The sequence below is a fragment of the Nocardia sp. NPDC050630 genome, from assembly GCF_044457245.1.
In the GTDB taxonomy this organism is placed as follows: domain Bacteria; phylum Actinomycetota; class Actinomycetes; order Mycobacteriales; family Mycobacteriaceae; genus Nocardia.
Window position 1 is genome coordinate 566,189 of record NZ_JBITGN010000002.1, and the last position, 22,605, is coordinate 588,793.

The window sequence follows — 22,605 nt, forward strand, 5'->3', positions numbered from 1 at the left end:
CTCGTCCTATCCCGAGATCCGGATGCCGGGATTGACTCCCCAGATCGCCAATGTCATGAACAGGTCCGCGAAAACCACGATGATGATGCACATCTTGATGGCCCGACCGGCCGCGACACCCACACCCTCCGGACCGCCCGAGGCGAAAAATCCGTAGTAGCACTGGATGAACGTGGTGATCGCGACGAACACCATCGCCTTGAGCAGCGAGTAGAACACGTCTGTTGGTATCAGGAACTGATAGAAGTAGTGCGCGTAGGTACCGCTGGAGGTGTTGCCGATCAGCTGCACCGTGAGCGAGCACGAAATGTAGGCCATGGCAAGGCCGAGGCAGTAGAGCGGAACGATGGCGATCATCGCCGCGAACATCCTGGTGCTCACCAGATACGGCAACGGCCGGATCGCGATCGACTCGAGCGCGTCGATCTCCTCGGAGATCCGCATCGCGCCGAGTTGCGCGGTGAATCGACAGCCGGCCTGGGCGGCGAAGGCGAGTGCCGCGAGCAGCGGCCCCAACTCCCTGGTGGTCGCGAACGCGGAGATGGCGCCGGTGATCGGGCTCAGACCGAGCAGGTTCAGGGAGGTATAGCCCTGAATGCCGACCGTCATCCCGCCGAACGCACTGAGGATGAGGATGACGCCGATGGTGCCGCCACCGACGACCAGGCTGCCGTTGCCCCAGGTCACATCCGAAAGCAGCCGCCAGACTTCCTTCGGATAGTGCCGCAGCGCCAACGGGATCGAGCCCACCGACCGCAGGAAGAAGAACACCTGGTGACCCAGGCGCGCAACCATATCCACCGGGACCTGCGCGGACTTCTTTATATGCCGAAGTGGCCGCAGCAGCGGCGGTACATAGGTTGTTGACACCGGCTCAGACCACCTGTGGGGGGAGGAGAACGTTGTAGATCTGGGTGATGATCAAGTTCACGCCGAACAACATGATGGCGGAACTGACCACTGCGGAGTTCACCGAGTTGGCGACGCCGCCCGGACCACCCCTGGTATTGAGTCCGGTATCACAGGCGATGATCGCCGCGAGCAACCCGAAGATCAACGATTTCACCAGTGCGACAAGCAGATCGATGGTGACCGCGAACGAGGAGAAGGTGCCGATATAGGAACCCGGGGTTCCGTTCTGCGCGAAAATATTGAAAATGTAGCCAGTCAAAAATCCGACGAATACGACAAACCCGCAAAGCAATACGCTGACCAGCATGGCCGCACCGAGACGGGGCGCGACCAGACGACGCAGCGGATCCACACCCATCACCCGCATCGCATCGATCTCTTCGCGGATGGTGCGCGAACCGAGGTCGGCGGTGATCGCCGAACCGACCGCGCCCGCGATCATCAGCGAGGTAACCAGCGGCGCGCCCTGCTGAATGATGCCGAGACCGTTCGCCGCGCCGATGAACGAGGTCGCACCGACCTGGCTGGCGACCGCGCCGACCTGGATGGAAACGATCACGCCGATCGGGATGGCGACCAGCAGCGTCGGCGCGGCGGCGACACTGGCCATGAACGCGCACTGGCGGATGAACTCACGATAGGGAAAGCGGCGTCGGAATATCGCGATGAACAACTCCGCGACCGCAGCGAACCCCATCGTGATCTGTCTACCAAAGGTCTCCAGGGAACGCTTCGGATGGTCTTCCCAGTAGGCCTTCGTCCAATCGGCCGCATCACTCATCCGTGATTGCGCTGGTGGACTCTTGGTCGACTGCACTGGCTAACCCCTCTCGACGCCGGTAACCAACCCCGACGACTTGTTTGCTTGACGCACCTTACTACGGAGTAGTGCAGAACACACCATCACCGTGTGATTGCAGTCATAGATTGGAGTCACTGTCGGGAAAACGCTATGAGCAGTGGCCGGAGACTTGGGATTGGTCCCAAAGTTAACGGTGATACTTCTAGAACAAGTTACAGTTCTGTCGGCGGTCATCAGCCCCGCATATAGCCGGTTCCCTATTTTCGCGGATAATATTCATGCAAAATCTTGGCGCGATTCGAATAGCTTCTGCGACACCGATCAACATACAACTGAAACGCAATCAGGCACATTGCGACGATTACAGTAATAGAGTTCAGCTATCGCGAGAAAATGAGACGCTGCATCTGAAACGTCGAAAAGTGAGTGCCCTGCCGACACGTTCGTCATCGAAGGGCCGACTGTCTCGAGCGCCCCGCAAGCGCTCGCTACGGACATAGGACGCGCCCGGAGCCGAATACTGACACGATGGGTGCGACAGATTGATATCGTGCGGACTTCCGACGTCTGGAGGGACATGTTCAGCAAACTCGCCAAGGTGGTCAACGCCGCCTTCGCCGTAGCTCTTGGTGCGGCACTGGTCGCGACGGGGGCCGGGACCGCGGACGCCGCGCCGGGGCCACCCGTCATCGGCGGTGGGTCGGGAATCATTATCGATAATCAGTTCGAATGCACTGTTACCACCGTCGGTTACGACGGCGCGGGCAGGTTGGTCGGTCTGACCGCAGGCCACTGCGGCGACCCGGGCGCTCAGGTGTACGCCGAACTCGACCGCGGCGCAGGCGTGATCGGCCGGTTCGTCTACTCCAACCACGATCTCGACTACGCCATCATCCAGTTCGATCCGAGCAAGATGATCCCGGTCAACCGGATCGGCAATGTCACCATCACCGGGCTCGGTGGCCCGGCCCAGTTCCCGATGATCGTCTGCAAGGAAGGCCGCACCACCGGTAACACCTGCGGCCTCGCCTACGGCGATATCTTCGGCACCAATATGGAAACCTGGTCGCAGATGTGTGTGGTCGAGGGCGATTCCGGGGCACCGGTCGTCGTCGGCACCACACTGGTCGGGATGGTGAACGCCTATCTCGCCATCGCCTGCTTCGGACCCGAGGTCGGCACCAATATGAGCTCGATCGTGGGCGATATCAATGCACGTGGCGGCATCGGAGCGGGCTTCAACCCGATCTAGCCCGGCGCGAGCCGAATGCTGAATGAGCGGGTCGAATCGACCCGCTCATTCTGTTTTGTGGAGCGGGGCCAGCGCCGGACCAGCCACCCCGCACTGCGGCATGCAGTCGACGTTGTCCAGCGTCGCCGCGCGTCGCGGCGTGCGCAGTAGTACCGCCGCGATCAGCGCACCGGCAACCAGCAGGCCGACGCAGATCCACATCGCGACGCCGAAACCGCGGTCGAACTCGACTGGGTCGCCCAGCGATCCGGAGAGTCCGGCGAGACCGGGCAGCGCGGCCACGGCCAGCAGCTGGGCGGTACGGGCGACCGCATTGTTCACACCGGAGGCAATGCCGGCTTCACTGGAAGGCACCGCGCCAAGTACCGCGCCGGTGAGCGGGGCGACCAATACCGAAAGACCGAGACCGAAGACCAGCACGCCCGGTAATACATCGGTCAGATAGGTGGTGTCGGGCCCGATACGCAGCAGCAATACCAGGCCGAGCGCGGCGAGCAAAGGACCGAGCGTCATCGGAATGCGCGCGCCGTGTGCCTGCGCCCAACGACCGGCGGGCGCGGAAAGCACCAGCATGATCAATGTGACCGGTACGGTGGCGACCCCCGACATCAACGGCGTGTATTTCGCCACGAGTTGCAACTGCATCACCAGAAGGAAGAAGACACCGCCGAGCGCGGCGTAGACCGCGAGGGTGACGAGGTTCGCGGCGGTGAAGATCCGGCCACCGGAAGCGACGGGCCCGGAGGAGGCAGCTCGGGTAACCATGGAGTGCCCCGCGCCCCGCGAAAATGTCCCGGCGAACAGCGACGGCGGCACCAGCGGATGATCGCTGCGCATTTCGATCACCACGAAGACCGTGAGCAGCAGCAGACCGACGACCACCAGCAGCGGCATCGCATCGATCAGACCGAAGGTCAGCGCGCCGAGCGCCAGCGCGACCACAATCGCACCTGGAATATCCAGTCGCGCTGAGGCATTCGGGTCGTGGCTTTCCGGCACATGTCGCAGCGTGACGAGTACGACGACCACCGCGAGCGGCACATTGATGAAGAAGATGGACTGCCATCCGGCCAGTTCGATGAGCCAGCCGCCGAGGAATGGACCGAGTGCGCCCGCGACACCACCGAACCCGGACCACAGGCCGATCGCCGCACCTTGATCGCGTTGATCGATGGATGAGGAGATCAGGGCCAGGCTGCCGGGGGTGAGCATCGCGCCCGCCACACCCTGCACGATCCGGGCGAAGACGAGCATCTCGATATTCACAGCGGCGCCGCAGAGTATCGAGGCCAGCGCGAAACCGATGACACCCCAGACGAACACCTTGCGGCGGCCGAGATGATCGCCGAGCGAGCCGCCGAGCAGGATGAACGAGGCCAGGGTCAGCGTGTAGCCGTTGAGCGTCCACTGCAGACCCGCGACATCGGTGTCGAGGGATTCGCCGATGCGCGGCAGCGCGATATTGACAACGGTGGCATCCAGCGAGGCCACCGACGAACCGAGGATGGTGGCCAGCAGGATCCAGCGGCCGGTTGCCGAACCCAGGCGGGGTAGCTCAGAACTCACCGCCCCAACGTAGCCTTCAGAGCGGGGTTTTCGTGGCGGTCAGAGATTCTGGACGCAGACCACGAAGTGCCGCGTCGGGTATTCGAAGCCACTGCTGCTGCCGCAGACGCTGGCATCATCGGCGCCCTGCTGGATATTGGTTACCTTCACGCCCTGGCTGACCCGTTCGGTGCAATCGATACGCTTGGGATCCTCGCCGCCGATATCCATGCAGCCACCGACGACCCAGTCGATATCCAGGCAGATCGCGCCCTGCTGCACGCCGTTGAGGGTTTCGAAGTAGGCGGAGTCGCGGTCGGCGACGCACTGCGAACTGGTCGGCGCCTTGCCGATGACCTTGTAGTTCGAGGCCCGGCTGCCGCAGGAGGCCTTGGCGATGGTGGCGTTATCGGTGGTGCCGCCGAGCGTCACGCAGTCACCGACGTTGGCCTGGAAGTCGGTACTGCCGCCCTTGGTCGCCGAGGTGGTCGTCGTCGGCTTACCCGAAGTCGGGCGAGCGCTGGTGGTGGGCCGGGCCCCTGAGGTTTTCGGCGTGTTGGTGGACGAGACCGCATCGATGGTCCCGTTACCAATGGCGGGCTGGGCGTTGCCGCTGATTTTATTGCCACAGCCCGCTAGCGAGAGCGCGGCGACAACGGCGACCGCGGCGATGGCCGCCGTCGCGAGGCGACCCGAGATCGGTTGACGAGACACTTACAGTCCTCCCGGCTGTAACGCTCCGAACTCATACCCCCGTCGGAATCCGAAGTGATCTAGCAATACGTGAAATACCACGCCATGCATACACCACCGGGCGCGGGCGCGTCGAGTCGACAGCATCCCCATCGCGACAGCACAGTGCCCGCCGAAGTGTTGGTTCGGTCACTGCCGCAATGCGGCCAGCCAGTGGAATCGGCTTACCAGCAACCCATCTGGGTATGGTGGGGTTTCCGGTGTGAAAGGGGCTCGTCCGTGAAGCTGATCAGCGCAATCACCTGCACTACCGCCGCATTCGGCGCCGCGCTGATGCTGCCAGCGGGGGCCTCGGCAACCGATATGCACTGCGCCTCCGACGGCGGGACGGATGTCACCCTGATCGATGGAAGCACCGCATGCCGGGCTACCGCCGAAACCCAGGGCCGGGCACGGGCTGCCGGATACGACGGCGTCGGCTACGCCCATGCCGGTTCCGATGCCGCCGCACTCGGTATCGGCGCCGCGGGCGGGGTGGGTGCCAGCGACGGGGTCGGCGGAATTCCGATCGCGCTCGGCTACGGCGCCGATGCCGTCGCGCTGACCTCGATCGCCGCTCGGGCAGCGAATTCCGAGACCGACCAACCGAACCCGTTCGCCACGCTGTTCGCGGTATCGATCGCCCTGGACGGCTCGCGCGCACAGGTCACGACCGCCGACAGCATGGTGGTGTGCCTGGGCACTGCGGCCTTCGCGTGGAGTTCGGCAACCGGCGCGACCTGTCTGACCACGCCTTTCGGTCGCTGGCAAACGCCACGATCCGAGCTAGGCTGAGAATTCGGCCCAAACCAGCAGGAGGTGTGACCCGTGGTTTCAGCCTTCCCCGCACCGGATCGGTGGCCAGCGGCGCCACGGGAGATGCTCGTCGATCCGAGGTTCGTCCGCCTGGCCGACCATTTCTTCGGCATGTTCGCACAGCCAACGCGCGGGGGCGGCGCGCTCGCGATCTATCTCGACGGTCGACCCGTCGTCGATATCTGGGCGGGCTGGGCGGCCAAGGATCGGCGCTGGAACGGCGACAGCGTGGCACTCACCTTCTCCACCGGCAAGGGGGTCGCCGCGACCGTGGTGCACCGGTTGGCCGAGCGTGGGCTGATCGAATACGAAGCTCCGGTCGCGACCTACTGGCCGGAATTCGGCGCACACGGCAAGGACGACATCACGGTGCGCGATGTGCTCTCGCACCGCGCCGGACTGCATCGGGTGCGCGGCCTGGTCCCGGGACGGGAGGGCATCCTCGACTACGACGCGGTGGTGGCGGCGCTGGCCGAGAGTCCGGCCGATCCACGGCGCATCCGCACCTCGGGCTATCACGCGATCACCTTCGGCTGGCTGGTGGCCGAGATCGTGCAGCGCGCCACCGGTGAACCGTTCACCGATATGGTGCGGCGCGAGATCGCGGAACCAATCGGCTATGACGAATTCTGGTTCCGGGTACCGGAATCCGAGCGCCGCCGGATCGCCAAGATCTTTCCGCATCTGAATCCACCCGGAATCCGTTGGAATACCGCGTCATCGGTGCTTTCGTGGGTGCGCCCGATCCGCGGCCTCGCCGAGGCGGGTATGCCGGAGAGTTTCGACGAACTGGTCCGCGATCCGCGCGTGCACGATGCGGTGATGCCCGGCTGGAACGGTGTCTTTTCGGCGCGCGGACTGGCCAGAATGTATGGGGCCCTGGCGAACGGGGGTCGGGTCGAGGCGCTGGATCCCGAACGCGGCGGTCACCGCATCGAGGCGGCGCAGTTCCTGCGGCCGGAGACGATCGCGATCATCAATCAGACCCAGCGCGCCGACAGCCGCGACTATGTGCTCGGGGTGCCGCTGAAATTCACTCTCGGCTATCACCGGCCGGTGGTGATGTCCAAGCAGCAGCCGCGAAACGCCTTCGGCCACTACGGACTCGGCGGTTCGGGTGCCTATGCCGATCCCGAACTCGGCATGTCGATCGCCTTCGTCACCAATCGACTCGGCAACGCGGTGACCGCACTCGGGGACGCCCGGCTCGCCCGGTTGGCCGCCCTCGCCAGCAATACGGTGCGCAGGGTTCGACCGGCGAGGCCGGTCGAACCGGGACCACCGTGAGTTCGTAGCTATAGATATGGAGCAGGCGGGCGCACCCGACGAAACGGCGGTGGACGCCGCGTCCTCGATGCCGCGCGTACCAAGAATGGTGGTTACGCATGCGGTAGCCGCGGGCATCGATTTCGAACGGTATTTCCGGTGGCGCCGCGAACGCGAGGGCGATCCCTTCTACGTGCGGTTTCCCGGTTTCGGCGCGGTGCTGTTCACCGGCACGGCCGACGGTGCCCGCGAACTCTTCCGCGCGCCGGCCGATCTGCTCGAGCCGCCGCGACCGAATCCGATCGAACCGCTGGTCGGCTCCGCCTCGCTCATCCTGGCCGCGGGTGAACGCCACCGGCGCGATCGGGCATTGCTCGCGCCCGCATTCCATGGCGCGCGGATCCGCGCTTACGGCGAACTCATCCGTGAGTCCACTCTTGCCGAAATGTCCGGCAGCACAGGTGAATCCCGGCCGCCCTGGACACCGGGTACGCGCATCGACGCACGCGCCGCGGCCAGGGCGATCACGCTGCGGGTGATTCTGCAGGCGGTATTCGGGGTGGACAGCCACCAGCGCCGCGCCGAATACACCGCCGCGGTCGCGGAATTCCTCACCGCCTACTCCGGACCGCTGATGCTGGTGCCCGCACTGCGCCACGGGCTGTTCGGTCGGGCGCCATGGGACCGGTTCGTGGCCGCGCGCGAGCGGCTCGACGAGCTGATCCTGACCGATATCGCGCGGCGTCGGGCCGTCGGTTCGGTCGGCGCCGACATTCTCGCTCTACTGCTCGCGACAAGCTATGACGACGGCACCTCGATCACCGATGACGATCTGTGCGAACAATTGCGCACACTGCTCGTGGCCGGACACGAGACCACCGCCACCAGTCTGGTGTGGGCGCTGTTCCATCTGCATCGGGAACCCGAGGTGCTGGCGCGCCTGCGCGCCGAACTGCACGCGGCCGGGCCCGATGCCTCCCCGCTAGAGCTCGCCGGGCTGCCGTTTCTGGATGCGGTCTGCCAGGAAACACTACGGCTGCACCCCGCGGTGCCGATAGTGCTGCGCAGGCTGACCGCGCCGTTCACGCTGCGCGGTGTCGAGCTCGCGGCGGGCGACACCATGGGCGTCGCGCTGCCGCTGCTGCATTCCGATCCCGCGGTATGGACCGATCCCGAACTGTTCGAGCCGCAGCGGTTCCTCGAGCGCAAGTACCGACCGTACGAATTCGCATCCTTCGGCGGCGGGCATCGACGCTGTGTCGGAGCTTCGCTTGCCGACTACGAATTGCGGGTCGTCCTCGCCACGATCCTCGGTCGTCGGGAGCTGCGATTGCCGCCACGTTATGCGCGCGGGCGAACGCCGCTGTCGGTGCCGCACAACATCGCGACGGGGCCGCGGCGGTCGATCCCATTCGATGTCATTTCGTGATTTATCTCACGAAGTAGTTTGCCTATTGCCGGGGTCGGCGGCCTTGACGACCGTCCGGATTAATCGAGTCACACCGATCTGACCGGCCGATTTCACGAAAGATCATGACCCACAACGGCATATGTGTTGCTCACCACACCAGATGGTCAACACGAATTAATCCGAAACGCCGCTGGCCACGGATGGCCCTGGACGGTAGGAAGGACGCCAGGGTCGGGTGCGTCATATACCCGTGGGGTGCTTTGTGTGCCCCGCGCCGTTTTTCCGTGGGCGTTCGCACGGAATCCACGAAGGGTCTTCGTGGAACCGCCCTGCAGCTCCACACCGATGAGAGATCTCGCCGCGCCACCGGCGTAGTGAGAGATGGATTGGACGAGAAACCTATGCATGCCGCTTTGCACACCAGGACGTCGACTGCTCCTCCTCGGGGAGCGCTAGCCCGCCGACTCCGGCAGGGCGTCCTATTGTCGGCGGCCATCGCCGCGGTCGGCATCACCGCCCTCGCGCCGGCTCAGGCCGATCCGGTACTGCCGGGTGTCGGCACCGGCTCCTCTGCCTCGCCCGCCACCGATCCGGGCGTCACGGCGAACTTCGCACCGCCGAGTATCAGCCCCGGCGACGGCGAGACCGTCGGCGTCGCGCAGCCGATCATCATCAACTTCAAGGATCCGGTGACCGATCACGCCACCGCCGAGAAGGCCATCAAGATCACCTCCTCGAATCCGGCGTCGGGTCACTTCTACTGGTTCAGCGACAAGCAAGTGCGCTGGCGGCCGAACGAGTTCTGGCCGGCCAACACCGATGTGACCGTGGAGGCGGGCGGCACCCGCACCGCATACCGGATCGGTGACGCCTTCATCACCACCGCCGACGACGACACCCACACCATCACGATCACTCGCAACGGCGAGGAGATCATGACGATGCCGACCTCGATGGGTAAGACCAAGCACGAGACCCCGAACGGCACCTACTTCGTCGGCGAGCAGCTGCGCAAGATGACCATGGATTCGTCCACCTACGGCGTGCCGACCACCGATCCCGAGGGCTACAAGGTCGAGGTCGAGTACGCCACCCGCATTTCCAACAGCGGCATCTTCGTGCATGCGGCCCCGTGGTCGGTTGCGCAGCAAGGTGTTTCGAACGCCAGCCACGGCTGCCTCAACGTCAGTACCGAGAACGCGAAGTGGTTCTTCGAGAACGCCAAGAAGGGTGATCCGGTCATCGTCCAGAACACCAAGGGCGGCACCCTCAATGCCCGCGACGGCTACGGCGACTGGAACGACTAGACATCCGGTCGAAGTCTCCCGAGCTCAACTCAGCCCAGGCCCGATCAGCCTGGGCTGAGTTCGTTGTTCACTCCGAGTCTTCCGGATTTCCCGGACGACGGACCAGTTGCCAGCTAACCTCCCGAATAGCGCAACGCAACAGCTGATTTCGGGAGCATATGGGTAACTCGCCGGGCACGCCCAGAATCCAGCCACCACGACTGCCGGCGGCCCGCGACGAAACTCCCAAGGCACCCGCGACCGGCACAAGGCTCGGGGAGGCGGACCAGCACATGGGTAACTCGTCGGGCGCGCCCAGCAAGAAGTTCAGCGTATCGACCTTCGGCGTTAACCGATTGTTTGCTACGCGCCGTAAAGTTTCGGCCGTGCGAGCCAGGCCGGAACGAGTGCTGCCCTATCCGCGCGGGCGTGGCCTGCGCAATCGGCCATGGCAGGACTATGCGCTGTTCCTGGTGTTGCTGGGCCCGAATCTGGTACTGCTGACCCTGTTCGTCTACCGCCCGCTGGCCGACAATATCCGGCTCTCGTTCACCGACTTCAATATCTCCGACAACTTTGTGACATACATGGGGTTCGCGAACTACCGGGAGTGGTGGCGCCGCGACGACTCCTGGCAGATCGTCACCAATACGGTGGTTTTCACCGTGGCCGCGGTGGTCGGTAGCATGGTGCTCGGCCTGGCGCTGGCCCTAGTGCTGGACCGTAAGCTATTCGGGCGCAATGTGGTTCGCTCGGCCATCTTCGCGCCGTTCGTCATTTCGGGCGCGGCCATCGGCGTGGCCTTCCAGTTCATCTTCGATCCGAGCTTCGGGCTGATCCAGGATGTGCTGCACCGGATCGGCGTCGACAAGGTCCCGGATTTCTACCAGGACCCGCATTGGGCGCTGCTCATGGTGACGGTCACCTATATCTGGAAGAACCTCGGCTACACCTTCGTCATCTACCTGGCCGCACTGCAGGGCACCCGCGCCGATCTCATGGAGGCGGCGCAGATGGACGGTGCGAGCCGCTGGACCACCTTCACCAAAGTGCTATTGCCGCAACTACGGCCGACGACGTTCTTCCTGTCGATCACCGTGCTGCTGAATTCACTGCAGGTCTTCGACATCATCAACGTGATGACGCGCGGCGGGCCGCTCGGCACCGGCACCACGACCATGGTCTACCAGGTCTACCAGGAGTCCTTCCGCAACTTCCGGGCCGGTTACGGCGCGACGGTCGCCACCATCATGTTCCTGTTGCTGCTGGTCGTCACCCTGGTCCAGGTGCGGGTCATGGATCGGGGCGAGCAGTGAAACACGCGCGGCCGGAGCGAGGGGCGCGGAGGAGGCAGCATGGGTAACCGCGTAGCTACCCGCCATGGATACAGCATCGAGACGCTTTCGTATCGCCGTAGGCAGCGCGCGGTGACGGTGCTCGGTTATGGCGCGATGGTGTGCGTGCTGATCATCATCGGCGTGCCGCTGTTCTGGATCTTCATCACCTCGTTCAAGGCGCGTCCGGATATCTATACCCAGCCCGCGGTGTACTGGCCGCACAGCTGGCATCCGGCGAACTACGAGGACGCGACCACGACGCTGCCGTTCTGGACGTTCCTGCGCAATTCGCTGCTCGTCACCGGGATCATCGCGCTGGTGAAATTCGTGCTCGGGGTGTTCAGCGCGTACGGCCTGGTGTTCCTGCGATTTCCGGGTAAGACATTGGTGTTCCTCGTGATCATCGCGGCGCTGATGGTGCCCAACCAGATCACGGTGATCTCCAACTATGCGCTGATCGCCCAGTTGGGTTGGCGAAATAGCTTCCAGGGCATCATCATTCCGCTCTGCGGGGTGGCCTTCGGGACCTTCCTGATGCGCAATCACTTCCTCTCACTGCGCTCGGAGGTGATCGAGGCGGCCCGGATGGACAGCGCCAACTGGTGGCGCCTGCTCACCCGGGTGGTGCTGCCGATGTCCGGACCGACCATGGTGGCGTTCGCGGTGGTCACGCTGGTCAACGAGTGGAACGAATACCTCTGGCCGTTCCTGATGGCCGATGACACCCGAGTCGCCACACTGCCGGTGGGCCTGACCCTGCTGCAGAACACCGAGAATCCGAGCGTCACCAATTGGGGACCGGTGATGGCGGGGACGCTGCTGACCATGCTGCCGATCCTCATCGTCTTCCTGCTGCTACAGCGCCACATGATCAAGGGCCTCACCTCGGGTGCGGTCAAGGGCTGATAGGAGAAACCAGTGTCCAACTCACCATTCCCGGCACTGTCACGGCGCGGATTCATCGGCCTGGCCGGTGCGCTCGCGGCGGGTACCGCGCTGACCGCTTGCGCGGGCAGCGGCGGTGGCGGTAAGCAGTCCGGTGACGCCAACACCATCACCTTCTGGTCGAATCACCCCGGTACCTCGAAGGAACTCGAGACCGAGCTGATCAATCGGTTCCAGGCGAAGTATCCGGAGCTGAAGGTCAATCTGGTCGACGCGGGTAAGAACTACGAGGAGGTGTCGCAGAAATTCAATGCGGCGCTGTCCGGCGGCGAACTGCCCGATGTCGTTGTGCTGTCGGATGTCTGGTGGTTCAACTACGCGCTCAACGGCACCATCGAACCGCTGGACTCGCACTTCGCCGACGCCGGGGTGAAGCTCGACGACTATGTCGATTCACTGGCCGCCGATTACGTTTTCAACGGTAATCATTACGCGCTGCCGTACGCGCGCTCGACGCCGCTGTTCTACTACAACAAAGACGTGTGGGCGAAGGCCGGTCTGCCCGACCGCGGCCCGCAGAGCTGGCCGGAGTTCGACGAGTGGGGGCCGAAAATCCAATCCGTGGTCGGCGACGGCAAGCTCGCACACGGCTGGGGTGATGCCAAGAACTACCTGGCCTGGACTTTCCAGGGCCCGAACTGGACCTTCGGCGGCGCCTACTCCGATCAGTGGACGCTGAAGTTCACCGACCCCAAAACGCTTGCGGCAGGCCAATTCCTGCGCGATATGATCCACACCAAGAAGTACGCGGGCATCAAACCGCAGATCGCCGTCGACTTCGGCACCGGCGTCATCGCCTCCACCATCGCCTCCACCGGCGATCTGCGGGGCATCAAGAAGAATGCCGAGGGCAAACTGGAATTCGGCACCGCGTTCCTGCCGCATCCCAACGGTCCCGGCGTCACCACCGGCGGTGCCGGGCTGGCGATTCCGTCGCGGATCTCGGATCAGCGGAAGGTGAACGCGCTGAAGTTCATCGAGTTCATCACCAATGCCGCGAATACCGCGTACTTCTCGCAGGGCACCGGATATATGCCGGTACGCAAGTCGGCGGTGACCGATCCGAGCGAGGTCGACTTCCTGGCGAAGAATCCGAATTCGAAGGTTGCCATCGAGCAGCTCGCAGTGACCAAATCGCAGGATTATGCGCGGGTGTTCGTACCCGGCGGTGACCAGATCATCGGCACCGGTCTCGAGCAGATCGGTCTGCAGAATGCGGATCCGGCAACGGCTTTCGCCAATGTGGCCAGTCAACTGCAGACGATCATCGATCGGCAGATCACGCCGAAGCTGCCCAAGTAGTACCGACCAAGAGGGAGATCGACGCCGTGGCAACAGTGCACTTCGACGGGGTGACGCATCAGTATCCCGGTGCGCCGATGCCCGCCGTCGACAACCTGGAACTCGATATCGCCGACGGGGAATTCATCGTCCTCGTCGGCCCATCGGGTTGCGGCAAATCGACCAGTCTGCGGATGCTGGCCGGATTGGAAGCCGTTGCGGATGGACGCATTCTGATCGGCGGTAAGGACGTCACCTTACTGCCGCCGCGCGCCCGCGATGTGGCGATGGTATTCCAGAGCTACGCGCTCTATCCGAATATGACGGTCGCGCAGAATATGGGTTTCGCACTGCGCAATGCCGGAATGAACAAGGCAGATACCGGGATTCGCGTACAGGAAGCGGCGAAGATGCTCGAACTCGAGCATCTGCTCGATCGCAAACCAGCGAAACTGTCCGGCGGACAACGCCAGCGCGTTGCGATGGGTCGTGCCATCGTACGCCGACCTCAAGTCTTCTGCATGGACGAACCGCTGTCCAACCTGGATGCGAAGCTGCGGGTGAGCACCCGCTCCCAGATCGCCGCGCTGCAGAAACGTCTCGGCACCACCACCGTCTATGTCACCCATGACCAGGTCGAGGCCATGACCATGGGCGACAGGGTCGCGGTGCTGCGAGAAGGAAGACTCCAGCAGATCGCCAAACCCCGTGAGCTCTATGACGATCCGGTCAATACTTTCGTCGCGGGCTTCATCGGCTCACCTGGTATGAACCTGCTCGACGCACCGGTGCGCGACGGTGCGGCCGTCCTCGGTGAGCTGCGAATCTCCTTGCCTCGCACCGTAACCGGCGGACGGGTCATTGTCGGCATCCGTCCGGAATCCTGGGAAACCACCACCGAAACCGATAACAGCCTCGCCGTTGCCGCCGAACTTCTCGAGGAACTCGGCGCCGAATCCTTCATCTACAGCCACGGCGTCACCGATGAATGGAATAGCCGCTCGGGCAAGGTGGTGGCCCGGGTGGACCGCCGCTTCCAAGTGGCACTCGGCGATCGCCTGCGGCTGCGCCCGAAGCTCGACGAGATCTTCTTCTTCGACGGTGAAACCGAGGAACGCCTGCGCTGACGCGGCGTCCTCGGCCCGCCGCGTGCTCACCAGATCTTGACGCGCTGTTCGGGTTCCAGATACAGCCCATCACCCGGCTTCACATCGAAGGCCTCGTGGAAGCTGTCGATATTGCGGACCACAGCATTGCAGCGAAACTCCGGCGGCGAGTGTGGATCGGTGGCCAGGCGTCGGATGGCCTCCTCATCGCGGGCCTTGGTCCGCCACACCTGAGCCCAGCCGTAGAAAACGCGCTGCAGACCGGTCAGGCCGTCGATGACCGGTGGCTCCTCGCCTTCGAGCGAAATGCGGTAGGCGGCCAAGGCGATAGACAGCCCGCCGAGGTCCCCGATGTTCTCGCCGATGGTGAATTCGCCGTTGACGGTGTGCTGATCGGACAGCGCTTTGGGCGAGAGCACGTTGTACTGGTCGATCAAAGCCTTTGTGCGCTTACCGAATTCGGCGCGATCGGCGTCGGTCCACCAGTCGACCATATTGCCGTCGCCATCGTATTTGGCGCCCTGATCATCGAAACCGTGGCCGATCTCGTGACCGATCACCGCACCGATGCCGCCGTAGTTGGCGGCGTCGTCGGCATGCATATCGAAGAACGGCGGCCGCAGAATCGCCGCGGGGAAGACGATTTCGTTCATGCCCGGGTTGTAGTAGGCGTTCACCGTCTGCGGTGTCATGAACCATTCGCCGCGATCGACCGGGCCGCCGAGCTTGTTCAGATCGCGATCGTGTTCGGCGGCATAGCCACGGCGGTAGTTGCCGACCAGATCGGACGGGACGATGACGATGGCGGAGTAGTCGCGCCACTTGTCCGGATAGCCGATCTTGGGGGTGAACTTCTCCAGTTTGGCCAGCGCGGCCGCCCTGGTATCCGGCCCCATCCAGTCCAACTCGGCGATATTGCGGCGGTAGGCCTCCTGCAGATTGGCGACCAGCTCGACCATCCGCGCCTTGGCCTCCGGCGGAAAGTGCTCGGCCACATACAGTTTGCCGACTGCCTCACCGAGCAGATCCTGCACCAGCGAAACGCCGCGCTTCCAGCGCTCCCGGTTCTCCTGCGCGCCGGTGAGGGTGCGGCCATAGAAGTCGAAATTCTCCTCGACGATCGGATCGGTGAGATAGGCCGCCCGCGACCGCAACAGCCGCCAGATCGCCCACGCCTGCCAATCGGCGAGCGGCTCGGCGGCCCAGGTCTGGGCAAAGGTGCGCACGTAATCCGGTTGGCGCACAACCACTTCGGCGAACAGGTCGGGACCCGACTTCGAGATCCCCTCGGCAAGCGCGGAAGTCCAGGCGTGCCAATCGAATTCCGGATGCTCTGCGACCAGCGCGTCGTAGGTGGTGAGGTTGTAGCTCAACTCGGCGTCGCGGCGGCGCACCACATCCCAGTGTCCGGCCGCAAGCTTGCGCTCCAATTCGAAGATCCGCTGTCCGACCGTCGTCAGATCGGCGGGTAGCAGCGCGGCGATCTGCGGTTCGGCGGCGGCGAGCGCGAACATCCGACCGATGTGCTCGATGTACTTGGCCCGGATCTCGGCGAACTCGTCCTGCCGGTAGTAGGACTCATCGGGCAGCCCGATCCCGGACTGGGTGGCGTGCACCAGATACCGGTTGGAGTCCTTATCGTCGGTGTCGACATAGAAGCCGAGCGCGCCACCGACACCAGTGCGCTGCAGGCGACCCAAGAGAGCGGCGAAGACACTGCGATCGGTGACCTCGTGGATCTCGGTGAGTTCCCCCGCGATGGGAGCGAGCCCGAGCGAGGCCACCGTATCGGTGTCCATGAAGCTCGAGTACAGATCGCCGATCTTGCGCGCATCGCTGCCGTGCTCGGCCGCCGAATCGGCGGCCCGCTGGATGATCGTCTGCACATCCAGCTCCGCCTGGTCGTACAGCGCCCGGAAGGCGCCGTCGACCGCACGATCCGCCGGTATCTCATAGGTATCCAGCCATTCGCCGTTGACGTGGGCGAACAGGTCGTCCTGCACGCGTACCGCGTGGTCGAGGTGGGTCAGATCGATACCGGAGGGACTGCTCAGATCGGAAGTCACGATCTCCAGTATGCAGAGCTGAGGCGAAGGTTGCCGTCGCCGAGGTTGGTCCCGGCCGCGTCGGCTGGTCGTTTCGAGTGCGCTGCAAGCAGTCGCTACGGCCGGGGTAGGCGGTCAGGCGGGCAGGATGATGCGATCGAATTCGCCGTCGCGCACGCCGGCAATGAACGCATCCCACTCTTCGGGGGTGTAGGAGAGGGTGATATCGCCGTGGCGCAGGGTCGCGCTGCCATCGGCGCACGTTTGTGCGATCAGCTCGTTATGCGATCGGCCGCTGTGGAGAAGGTTGATGAACGAGGTCCAAAGGCTCGCGGTGACGGTGATGATGGGCTCTTCAGCGGTGCGGTTGGCCGGGTTGCGGCGGTATTTGCTGTCACGGATGAGCACCGCGTCACCATCGAACCGAACCTCGACGCATTGATTGCCGTTGTTCGATCGACTCGACGTGAACCAGTCAGTGAAAACCGACCGGAGGGTAGCGGTGGTGGCCATGGGCAGGATTTTACACTCGTGCATACCTGCTGATCAGGGCCAATGATGCTGCACGATTCAACGATTGTTCCAGCGCGCGAACGTAAGCGAAGCTCAAATCGCGCACCTGTTCCGGATCGTCGACCGCGCCGCCGAAGACCGCACTTTCGGCCCACGCGAAGGTCGGCAACTGTTCACCGGCGAAGTCGATCAGATGGAAACTGGATCCGCCGAGCACCGCGCCCGCCCGCGCCGCGAACGGAATGACTCGCACCTCGATATTGTCGAGCTGCTCGATGGTCTTCGCCAGATACTCCAGCTGCCCACGCAGCACCTCCGGCCCACCGGTCTGCTGCAGCAGGGTGCCCTCGCCGATGACCGCGGTCAGCTCGACCGGCCGCTTGCCGCGCAACCGCTCCTGGCGCCGCATTCGGATGGCAACCAGTTGCTCGACCTGAACCGGCCGAATCATCACATCGGCGCTGATGAGCGCTCGCGCGTAATCCTCGGACTGCAGCAAGCCAGGGAAAACCAAACTGTCGTAGCTGCGGATGCTTTGCGCGCCATACTCCATGCCATACAGCCGCTGCAGTTCCGGACCGATCAGTGCCGATGATTTGGCCCACCAGCCCCGCTGCTTACTCGCCTCGAGCAGCGTCAGCAACTCCGCGCGTTCCTCGGCATCCACCTCGAGCAATTCGAGCACCGGGCCGATGGTGTTCGTGGTGAGCACCCGTCGCCCCTTCTCGACGTGCGACCAGTTGGCGGGAGTGAAACCGACCCGCTTGGCGAAGGTGGCCGAATCGAAGCCGCGCTGTTCGCGCAATTCGCGCAGGCGCAATACCAGCTCCCAGCGAGCAACGGTGGGGGAAACGGGCGCCATGGCCGGAAATCGTACGCCGGAAATTTACTCGGCGTGTGACTATTGTCAAGGAACTTGTGCGGGTCTAGGGTCGATTTGAGCGGCAACTTTGGTTTTTACGCCGATCCACTCAGAGTCGAGGCGAGGTTCCTCATGAGTACGTCGCGAATGGAATCGGGTAGCTACCTGGCAGCCCAGGATTTCGCGGCGGCCCAGGACGCATTGGCGCGCTGTCGCCGCTATCGCAAGGACAACGGTCTCTACGGGGTCGTCGATCCGGCACTCGGGCGAATTCTGTTGGAAGTAGGCGCGGTCGGCGCGGTCGTCATGCCCGCCGAACTCGGCAAGCGGGTGCGCGCCCACCTGCTGACCACCAACGGGCGGACCGGCCCCATCATCGCGCATCCGCGCTCCAGCCGATGGTCCTTCCTGACCGGTCCGACCGATAACTCGTACCTGGATATGGCGCTGTTCCCGGAACTGTTCCGGGTTTGCGCCTCGGTGGCGCTGCCCGGCAGCCGGATCGTGCTGCCGTCGCCGACCGATGAGTTCAGCGGCTATCGGGTCTGGATAGCACCGCCCGAGGGCGACTACCGCCCTGACCTCGGCGATGTCATCGCCGCCACCCGGACCTGTGCGAACAGCGGCGGACGGTCGATAGTCGAGGGCATCAAGGGTGTTGTCAAGGGGTCGGGCGCGGAGTGAGCGTCACGCTGAAGCTCTGCTCGATGCTGTGCTCCCACTTGTCCCGGCACTCGTTTTGTTTCGTCTGATCGTTGCCCGCCTTCTGCAGACAGTCCAAATAGTCTTTGCCGCCGGAGTCGACGAAGAAACTCCAGCCGACAATGCTGAGCACAATCGCGGCGACCAAGGCGAGCACCCCCAGGATCAAGCCGGTGACCGCCATGCCGGTGCCACCAGCAGTTCCGGAACGAATCTTGACCAGCGCGATGATGCCGAAGATCAGCGCGAGGGAGCCGAACAGATAGCCGCCGATCAGCGTCCAGCAGCTCAGAAATCCCAGGATGCCCAGCACCAGTGCGGTGATTGCCATGCCCTTGCGCTTGGGGGATTCCTGCCAATAGTTCGGCTGCCCCTGACCAGGTGGCGGCGGGTACTGACCTGATGGAGGCTGCCCCTGGCCCGGTGGCGGCGGATACTGACCGGGCGGCGGATATTGGCCGGGCGGCGGATATTGCGCCATGGGACTTCCTCTCAGCCGGTGCGCTGCAGTCGTCTTCTGAGCACTCCCTGGGATCTGATGCCGGCGCGCTATTGCCCACCCAGCCGCGCGTGCATCTCCCAGACCAGGATCTCGGCGGGACCGTGGGCAGTCACCCGCTGGCCGCCCGATCTGGTCAGGCGCACGGCGTCACCCGAGTACAGCGGACCGACGCCCTCCATCTCGACCTCGCCCCTGGCAACGAAGAAATGCAGGTACGGTGCGTCGGGCAGGTCGATCGCCTGCTCGGTTTCCGAGCTACCCGCAAGCCGCGCCACATGCATCGCCGAATGGCTGCTGCCGATGGCGATCGCGGTGCGATCGCGATAGCGCGGCAGGCCGGAGGCCACGGTCACCAGGCCGCCACGCGCCAATTCATCGTCGATCTCCAGCTGCTGATATCCGGGCTCCAAGCCCGGCTCGTCGGGCACGACCCACATCTGCACGAAATGGACCGGCTGGTCGTGTTCGGTGCCGCGATCCAGGCGCCAGGAGTCGTTCTTCTCCGAATGCAGGATTCCGGTGCCCGCGCTCATCCGCTGTGCCAGGCCGGGATAGATGACGCCGCTGTGCCCGAGCGAATCCTGGTGCACCAGCGAGCCGCCGAGCACCCATGTCACGATCTCCATATCCCGGTGCGGATGGGTTTCGAAGCCCTGACCAGGGGAAACAATGTCTTCGTTATTGACGAGCAGCAGCCCGTGATGGGTGTTGTCGGGATCGTAGTGCTCCCCGAAGGAGAACGAGTGCTTCGAATCCAACCAGGACACGCGCGTTTTCATGCGATCGCCGCCGCGATGGACATCGATGTGTGGTGTCGTGAGTGTGGACATCATGGTCCTCCTCTCGGGACCGTGCACCGATCACCTTTCAGGGTAGGAGCACTTACGACGCGGTACTCCGAATTCCTAGTAAATTGTCGTGCACTCGGCATTTTACGCGAGCTGATCTTCACGAGTGACGTGCAAGGGAGTCAGGCGCGGCTGCGGGTGAATGGCAGCCGAGCAGAACCGACCGGTTAGTCGAGTCGGTGGTCGGCACGGCGCGCCACCGACGACGGGGTCTGTAGGCGCCCACGTCGGATTCGTAACATCATGTGCCACAACGGAATCGGAGGTGACGAACGGATGCGAACCGAGGTACTCGCTCGCATCGAGCGGCAACTCCGCGATGCGGCGCAGCGCGACGGAATCAGCGACTTCGTCGTCGGTGTCGCGGTATTCCGCGATCGCAAACTCCTGGTAGTGCGCCGCGTACCGGACGACTACCACGGCGGCATGTACGAACTGCCCGGTGGCGGAGTCGAATCCGGGGAAACCCTGGCCGAATGCGTGGTGCGCGAACTCTTCGAGGAGACCGGGCTGCGGGTGCGCGCCATCACCGAGTTCCTCGGCGATTTCGACTACGCCACCAGGACCAAGCCCCGAGTGCGCAAGTACAGCTTCATCGTCGAGGTGGAACCGGGCGAGGTCGCCCTGGCCCCTGGCGAACACGACGCGTACGCCTGGATCGATGCCGCCACACTCGCCGATCTCCCCATGGCACCGGATATGCGCGAAACAATCTCCACACTGGTCGACTGCGTGTGATCATCCCGGCCCACCTCACCAACTACCACCGAGCGAGTCCTAGAAGCGACCCATTCGCGGCCACCTCACGTCCGAGCCGTCCAAGCACATGCGGCACACTCGCCGAACTCGACCATCCAGCGAGCGCCGAACACCCCCGCCACCACCAACCTCCACGCAGCGAGTCTTACGAGCGACCGTTCGCGGCCCGTCTCGCGTCCGAGCCGTCGAAGCGCATGCGCCGCAGGCGCGAGTCTCGACGGCTCGGACGCGAGACACCAGGGGGCCGCGAACACGCCGCGGCGGAGCCGCGGCCAAATTGTTGAGTGTGTCGGTGCGATCGCCTACGGTTTCGCGACATGCGGATGCTGCACACCTCGGACTGGCACATCGGGCGCACATTCCATGGGGTCGATCTGCTCGCCGATCAGGCCGCCGCGCTCGCGGCCATTGCCGAATTGGTGGCCGTGGAATCCGTTGACGTCGTCGTATTGCCTGGGGATGTGTACGACCGATCGATTCCGAGCGCTGACGCGATCGCGGTGTGTATCCAGGGATTCGAAGCCATCCGCGCGGCCGGTGCGCAGATCGTCGCGACCTCCGGCAATCACGATTCACCGACGCGGCTCGGTGCGGGTGCGAGTTTCGCGGCGGCGGGCGGGCTGCATCTGCGCACCACGGTCGCCGCCGCCGATCAGCCGGTGCTGTTGTCCGACGAGCACGGTGCGATCGCCTGTTACGGCATCCCGTATCTGGAGCCGGAGATCACCCGCGCCGAACTCGGTGTGCCACAGGCGCGTTCGCACGCGGAGATTCTGGACGCGGCGATGAGCCGGATCCGTGCCGATATCGCCGCGCGTCCCGGTGTCCGCACCGTGGTGCTCGCCCACGCCTTCGTAGTGGGCGGCGAGGCAACCGGGTCGGAGCGTTCGATTTCGGTCGGCGGTGTGGAGACCGTGCCGCTCTCGGCATTCGATGGCATCGACTATGTGGCGCTGGGGCATCTGCATTCACCGCAGACGCTCTCGGCATCGGTGCGCTATTCCGGCTCGCCGCTGCCGTATTCGTTCGCCGAGACCTCGCACCGGAAGGCGGTATGGCTCGTCGATCTGGACGCTACCGGCCTGCATTCGGTGCGGCGCCGCGACCTCCCGCTCGTGCGCGGTTTGAGTCGTCTCACCGGCACTCTCGACGAATTACTCAGTGACGAAGCCTATTCCGACGCTGAGGAGCACTATGTCTCGGCGACGCTGACCGACTACGCTCGCCCCGTCGACGCCATGCGCAAACTGCGCGAACGCTTCCCGCATGCGGTGCACGTGGAATGGACACGCCCGGAAGGCAATCCGGAATTGCGCTACCGTGAGCGCGTGCACGGCCGCCGCGATACCGAAGTAGCGCAGAGCTTTCTCACCGATGTCCGCGGGGAACCCACACCGGGTGAAATGGCCTGGCTGGAACGGGCGCTCGCGGCCGCGGTCGCCGAACCGGAACGGGTGCTGGACACTCTGGCCGGGGAACTCTCCGCGTGAGCCGCCCTCAGTCGACGTGTGACCTGCTCAGTCCTGTCACCAGTGGATATTGCTACGGCGAATCCGCGGCGGGCATGCCGAAGGCCCTTCGTGGTCCTGGTTATCGCAACACTTTTGCCTCGAGCGTAGATTCCGGCAGTGGGCTTGCGCGAGGCTGCGCACTGATTGCGACCGACGAGGCCGACCTTGGCGT

21 protein-coding genes are annotated in these 22,605 nt (G+C 64.1%); 12 read left to right on the plus strand and 9 right to left on the minus strand.

The genetic code is table 11. The features are described from left to right. Positions 1-6: 6 nt before the first annotated feature. Together ACIBG0_RS10030 and ACIBG0_RS10035 are read right to left on the minus strand one after the other, a co-directional pair. Entirely contained in the window at positions 7-870 is an 864-nt protein-coding gene (locus ACIBG0_RS10030; RefSeq protein ID WP_397031057.1) for an ABC transporter permease, read from the minus strand. Between the two features lie 4 nt (positions 871-874). Then, the gene (locus ACIBG0_RS10035) at positions 875-1,693 is read right to left on the minus strand and encodes an MlaE family ABC transporter permease (RefSeq protein ID WP_397031059.1); all 819 of its coding nucleotides are present in this window, start codon (positions 1,691-1,693) and stop codon (positions 875-877) included. Positions 1,694-2,291: 598 nt separating this feature from the next. On the opposite strand from ACIBG0_RS10035, the gene ACIBG0_RS10040 reads away from it, so the two are divergent. Continuing rightward, positions 2,292-2,966, plus strand: a complete 675-nt coding sequence (locus ACIBG0_RS10040; RefSeq protein WP_397031061.1) for a serine protease — start codon at positions 2,292-2,294, stop codon at positions 2,964-2,966. 45 nt (positions 2,967-3,011) lie between these two features. Here the strand turns inward: ACIBG0_RS10040 and ACIBG0_RS10045 are convergent, their stop codons facing one another. Next, positions 3,012-4,532: an MFS transporter gene (locus tag ACIBG0_RS10045; protein WP_397031063.1), complete on the minus strand. Its 1,521-nt coding sequence runs from the start codon at positions 4,530-4,532 to the stop codon at positions 3,012-3,014. 39 nt (positions 4,533-4,571) lie between these two features. Further along, the gene (locus ACIBG0_RS10050; RefSeq protein ID WP_397031065.1) at positions 4,572-5,225 is read right to left on the minus strand and encodes a hypothetical protein; all 654 of its coding nucleotides are present in this window, start codon (positions 5,223-5,225) and stop codon (positions 4,572-4,574) included. A 258-nt stretch (positions 5,226-5,483) separates the two neighbouring features. Here ACIBG0_RS10050 and ACIBG0_RS10055 point away from each other — a divergent pair, with 258 nt between their 5' ends. From ACIBG0_RS10055 to ACIBG0_RS10090, 8 genes are all read left to right on the plus strand, one after another. Next, on the plus strand, positions 5,484-6,038 hold the full coding sequence (locus tag ACIBG0_RS10055) for a DUF6764 family protein (protein ID WP_397031067.1): 555 nt from the start codon (positions 5,484-5,486) through the stop codon (positions 6,036-6,038). Between the two features lie 84 nt (positions 6,039-6,122). Next, positions 6,123-7,346: a serine hydrolase domain-containing protein gene (locus ACIBG0_RS10060; protein WP_397031240.1), complete on the plus strand. Its 1,224-nt coding sequence runs from the start codon at positions 6,123-6,125 to the stop codon at positions 7,344-7,346. Between the two features lie 16 nt (positions 7,347-7,362). Beyond that, entirely contained in the window at positions 7,363-8,754 is a 1,392-nt protein-coding gene (locus ACIBG0_RS10065) for a cytochrome P450 (RefSeq protein ID WP_397031068.1), read from the plus strand. Between the two features lie 383 nt (positions 8,755-9,137). Beyond that, entirely contained in the window at positions 9,138-10,043 is a 906-nt protein-coding gene (locus ACIBG0_RS10070; RefSeq protein WP_397031070.1) for an Ig-like domain-containing protein, read from the plus strand. Between the two features lie 365 nt (positions 10,044-10,408). Then, entirely contained in the window at positions 10,409-11,338 is a 930-nt protein-coding gene (locus ACIBG0_RS10075) for a carbohydrate ABC transporter permease (protein WP_397031072.1), read from the plus strand. 39 nt (positions 11,339-11,377) lie between these two features. Then, on the plus strand, positions 11,378-12,265 hold the full coding sequence (locus tag ACIBG0_RS10080; RefSeq protein ID WP_397031074.1) for a carbohydrate ABC transporter permease: 888 nt from the start codon (positions 11,378-11,380) through the stop codon (positions 12,263-12,265). Between the two features lie 12 nt (positions 12,266-12,277). Then, on the plus strand, positions 12,278-13,606 hold the full coding sequence (locus ACIBG0_RS10085) for an ABC transporter substrate-binding protein (protein WP_397031076.1): 1,329 nt from the start codon (positions 12,278-12,280) through the stop codon (positions 13,604-13,606). A 26-nt stretch (positions 13,607-13,632) separates the two neighbouring features. Then, positions 13,633-14,712, plus strand: coding sequence for an ABC transporter ATP-binding protein (locus ACIBG0_RS10090; protein ID WP_397031078.1), 1,080 nt, complete (start codon positions 13,633-13,635; stop codon positions 14,710-14,712). A gap of 26 nt (positions 14,713-14,738) precedes the next feature. Here ACIBG0_RS10090 and ACIBG0_RS10095 read toward each other — a convergent pair whose 3' ends face one another. From ACIBG0_RS10095 to ACIBG0_RS10105, 3 genes are all read right to left on the minus strand, one after another. Beyond that, entirely contained in the window at positions 14,739-16,766 is a 2,028-nt protein-coding gene (locus ACIBG0_RS10095; protein WP_397031242.1) for a M13 family metallopeptidase, read from the minus strand. A gap of 105 nt (positions 16,767-16,871) precedes the next feature. Continuing rightward, a complete protein-coding gene (locus ACIBG0_RS10100) occupies positions 16,872-17,273 on the minus strand; it encodes a DUF397 domain-containing protein (RefSeq protein ID WP_397031080.1) in 402 nt (133 codons plus the stop codon). After that, the gene (locus ACIBG0_RS10105; protein WP_397031082.1) at positions 17,260-18,111 is read right to left on the minus strand and encodes a Scr1 family TA system antitoxin-like transcriptional regulator; all 852 of its coding nucleotides are present in this window, start codon (positions 18,109-18,111) and stop codon (positions 17,260-17,262) included. The genes ACIBG0_RS10100 and ACIBG0_RS10105 overlap by 14 nt, the downstream gene beginning before the upstream one ends. 132 nt (positions 18,112-18,243) lie before the next feature. Here ACIBG0_RS10105 and ACIBG0_RS10110 point away from each other — a divergent pair, with 132 nt between their 5' ends. Then, positions 18,244-18,795: a hypothetical protein gene (locus ACIBG0_RS10110; RefSeq protein WP_397031083.1), complete on the plus strand. Its 552-nt coding sequence runs from the start codon at positions 18,244-18,246 to the stop codon at positions 18,793-18,795. Here ACIBG0_RS10110 and ACIBG0_RS10115 read toward each other — a convergent pair. After that, complete coding sequence (locus tag ACIBG0_RS10115) at positions 18,773-19,294, minus strand: DUF4190 domain-containing protein (protein ID WP_397031085.1); 522 nt, start codon at positions 19,292-19,294, stop codon at positions 18,773-18,775. The two genes, ACIBG0_RS10110 and ACIBG0_RS10115, sit on opposite strands and share 23 nt — an antisense overlap. A gap of 68 nt (positions 19,295-19,362) precedes the next feature. Further along, entirely contained in the window at positions 19,363-20,145 is a 783-nt protein-coding gene (locus tag ACIBG0_RS10120; RefSeq protein ID WP_397031086.1) for a pirin family protein, read from the minus strand. A 294-nt stretch (positions 20,146-20,439) separates the two neighbouring features. Here ACIBG0_RS10120 and ACIBG0_RS10125 point away from each other — a divergent pair, with 294 nt between their 5' ends. Beyond that, positions 20,440-20,901 (plus strand): NUDIX domain-containing protein, encoded by a 462-nt coding sequence (locus ACIBG0_RS10125; protein WP_397031087.1) that lies wholly within the window; start codon positions 20,440-20,442, stop codon positions 20,899-20,901. A 338-nt stretch (positions 20,902-21,239) separates the two neighbouring features. Continuing rightward, the gene (locus ACIBG0_RS10130; protein ID WP_397031089.1) at positions 21,240-22,412 is read left to right on the plus strand and encodes an exonuclease SbcCD subunit D; all 1,173 of its coding nucleotides are present in this window, start codon (positions 21,240-21,242) and stop codon (positions 22,410-22,412) included. Positions 22,413-22,605: the final 193 nt, after the last annotated feature.

What these genes read in the sequence shown, in the direction of transcription:
- ACIBG0_RS10035 (WP_397031059.1), bottom strand. Translation starts at nt 1,693, where the DNA reads ATGAGTGATGCGGCCGATTGGACGAAGGCCTACTGGGAAGACCATCCG.
- ACIBG0_RS10040 (WP_397031061.1), top strand. Translation starts at nt 2,292, where the DNA reads ATGTTCAGCAAACTCGCCAAGGTGGTCAACGCCGCCTTCGCCGTAGCT.
- ACIBG0_RS10060 (WP_397031240.1), top strand. Translation starts at nt 6,123, where the DNA reads ATGCTCGTCGATCCGAGGTTCGTCCGCCTGGCCGACCATTTCTTCGGC.
- ACIBG0_RS10065 (WP_397031068.1), top strand. Translation starts at nt 7,363, where the DNA reads ATGGAGCAGGCGGGCGCACCCGACGAAACGGCGGTGGACGCCGCGTCC.
- ACIBG0_RS10070 (WP_397031070.1), top strand. Translation starts at nt 9,138, where the DNA reads ATGCATGCCGCTTTGCACACCAGGACGTCGACTGCTCCTCCTCGGGGA.
- ACIBG0_RS10080 (WP_397031074.1), top strand. Translation starts at nt 11,378, where the DNA reads ATGGGTAACCGCGTAGCTACCCGCCATGGATACAGCATCGAGACGCTT.
- ACIBG0_RS10100 (WP_397031080.1), bottom strand. Translation starts at nt 17,273, where the DNA reads ATGCACGAGTGTAAAATCCTGCCCATGGCCACCACCGCTACCCTCCGG.
- ACIBG0_RS10105 (WP_397031082.1), bottom strand. Translation starts at nt 18,111, where the DNA reads ATGGCGCCCGTTTCCCCCACCGTTGCTCGCTGGGAGCTGGTATTGCGC.
- ACIBG0_RS10110 (WP_397031083.1), top strand. Translation starts at nt 18,244, where the DNA reads ATGAGTACGTCGCGAATGGAATCGGGTAGCTACCTGGCAGCCCAGGAT.
- ACIBG0_RS10115 (WP_397031085.1), bottom strand. Translation starts at nt 19,294, where the DNA reads ATGGCGCAATATCCGCCGCCCGGCCAATATCCGCCGCCCGGTCAGTAT.
- ACIBG0_RS10120 (WP_397031086.1), bottom strand. Translation starts at nt 20,145, where the DNA reads ATGTCCACACTCACGACACCACACATCGATGTCCATCGCGGCGGCGAT.
- ACIBG0_RS10125 (WP_397031087.1), top strand. Translation starts at nt 20,440, where the DNA reads ATGCGAACCGAGGTACTCGCTCGCATCGAGCGGCAACTCCGCGATGCG.
- ACIBG0_RS10130 (WP_397031089.1), top strand. Translation starts at nt 21,240, where the DNA reads ATGCGGATGCTGCACACCTCGGACTGGCACATCGGGCGCACATTCCAT.